Below are 2,435 nucleotides of genomic sequence, written 5' to 3' on the forward strand. Positions count from 1 at the left end.
GTTGGTTTGCTGTCATTGTCGTAATCGTAGGCGGTACGGTTGCCTTCGGCATCAGTCAGAACACTCAGTCGGCCAGCGTGATCGTAGCTGAAGTGTTCGCTACTGCCATCCGGATAGTCGATACGCAATGGTTTCCTATTTTGGTAATGATAGTGCGTGGTGTGACCGGCTGCATCGGTAATACTTGCAAGTTTGCCTTCTTCGTTATAGATATAGCGGGTTTGCTGACCGGAACAGTCGGTTTGAGTGCTCAGGCGGTGGTGCTGATCATATTCGAAAGTATAAGTGTTATTTTTTGCATCGGTAATTTGGGTAATTTGCCCATTTTCGTTGTAACGGTAACGGGTTGCATTGCCTTTGCTATCGCTTTGGGTCGCAGGTAATCCTTGTTCGTTGTACTCAATCAGGGTCTTTTGGTTGTGCGGGAGGGTCATCTCTACCGGTCGGCGTTCTTGGTCATAACGGATGTGCTGGTTTTGTCCGCCTTCTCCGCCAACAAAGGCCAGCAGCCCGCATTCGTTATAACGGTAGCGGGTTTCACGTCCCATTTCATCAGTAATTTTAATGGGTCGGCCTAAAGCATCGCGTTCTGTCAAGACACTACTACCATCCGCAAAGACTTTTTTGACGACTTCGCCATGATGGTCGTAATAAAGGTGCTCACTACGCCCTAATGCATCAGTGATTTGAGTATGCCCGTCGGCATAGGCAAAACGCCATTCTTCACCGTTGTCAGTATAGCTGCGCAATACCCGACCTTGGGGGGTGTAATGGTCGTATTGATAGTAGGTATTCAATCCGGCCGTAGTTTGGTGGCGAATCATCATATGACGGCGGTAGCCGAAACGTCGGTGAACGTAACCTTCAGCATCTTCTACCGCGACAAGATCGCCGTTGTCGTCATAACGGTAACGGACAAGAAGTTCCCGGCCTTCAGGTAGGTTATCGTTATAGCTACCCATACTGGTAAGGCGGTAAACGGGGATCTGCGTTAAAGGGCTGAGATTGTCAAACTCAAACCATATCTCACGTCCCAGTTCGTCAATAACGGTATGAGGCAAACCGGTATCTTCGTTGTAAACAATGCGATAGCCGTTGCCATGGCGGTCGCTTACCTGTGTCAGAACGTAAGTGCCATTACCGCTGCCATTACGATCGGTGTCATTCAGGTGTAGGGGTGAAAATCTATGCTTGCCGCTACTGTCCAGATTACTGATTTGATAGCTGCCATTATCGATTCGTTCAAAGATGATTTGTTCTGCTTCAAACAGAACCTGTCCTTCATCTTCCTCCAGTTCCGGCAGGTCAAATGTACGTCCCTGATTATCGGTATAGGTAAAACGACCGTCTTTGCGCTCTAGTTTGGCGCTCAATGTGGTGCGCCAGCCGCTACCCAGCCAACTTTCTTCCAAATCAGAAAAATAGCTGCGACTCCATACAAACGGTACCAATCCATCAAACGCAAAATCAGTTTCATCCGGTAAAACTTTTATGCCTGAAATAGGATTGACAGGACGCCCAATTAATTCGGCAATTTTACAAGGGATACAGGTTTTATCAGTTTTTGCAAAACCATTAAAGAAAAAGCTATCAGAACCACCCACCGGCATTGCAGGTGCTTTGACGCGAACAATCTTAGGGGAAGCAAGAATAATTTCACCATTTTTTAATTTGATATAGCTTCCGCCTCCGCCACTGATCATCACCTCATCTTGACCAACGATCATTACTTTGGCAGTACTACTGGTCAGCTCAAGGTCTTTTTTTGCGCCAATCTGCATTTTGTTATTTTTGGCCTGTATTTCAACCCTGCCTTGGGCAGCATGGATTTTAACGGCTTTATTTTGCGCAAACAGGTTGATGCTTTTTAGCGCGTGCGCAGTAAAGTTCTTGCCAGCGCTGACATTACTGTCCTGCATGCTGACCCAGTGGATATGTCCTTGAGCTGTATTCAATATGCTTTGTTTGGTGCTGGCAGCCAGACCGTCGGGAGCGGAAATGACGATTCCCGATTTTTTGAGTTTCTTTAAGCTGTTGTTGATGTGGTTTGTTTGAGCAATACTCTCTGTTGCAGTATTGCCCGAGCGCTTGGCAGCAGTATCCAGTAATTTGGCAGTGACTAATGCTTTTCGCATGCGTCTTATCGCTCTACCCATCTCCAGAACTTCCCCCTTGGCATCTCCCTGAGCATCTGCGCTGACGAGTATGCCTTTACCCGCCCGTACGGCGCCCCAGCCGTCGGTTCTGAGTTCGAAGCCTTCGCCGTTTTCTCCACGTTTGTTGCGGTTTGAGTCGACGATGTGGCCGAGGTTGAGTTGGGATTTTTGGTAGTCGGTGGCGAGTTTGATGTGTTCCTGTCCTTTTTGGTCTTCCATCCTGAGTTTGTTGTTCGCCCAGGTGCGGATGACGTTTCTTGTGTTCCAATCGGCAGGGAT

General features: G+C 47.9%; 1 protein-coding gene. It reads right to left on the reverse strand.

Annotated elements, in window-relative coordinates; translation table 11 throughout:
- Nucleotides 1–2,375 (reverse strand): DUF2345 domain-containing protein (locus ACTHSL_RS12390; RefSeq protein WP_440381632.1); only part of this gene is annotated, 2,375 nt, incomplete at its 3' end.
- Nucleotides 2,376–2,435: the final 60 nt, after the last annotated feature.

The sequence above is a fragment of the Neisseria sp. P0008.S010 genome (assembly GCF_051962715.1).
GTDB lineage: Bacteria > Pseudomonadota > Gammaproteobacteria > Burkholderiales > Neisseriaceae > Neisseria > Neisseria elongata.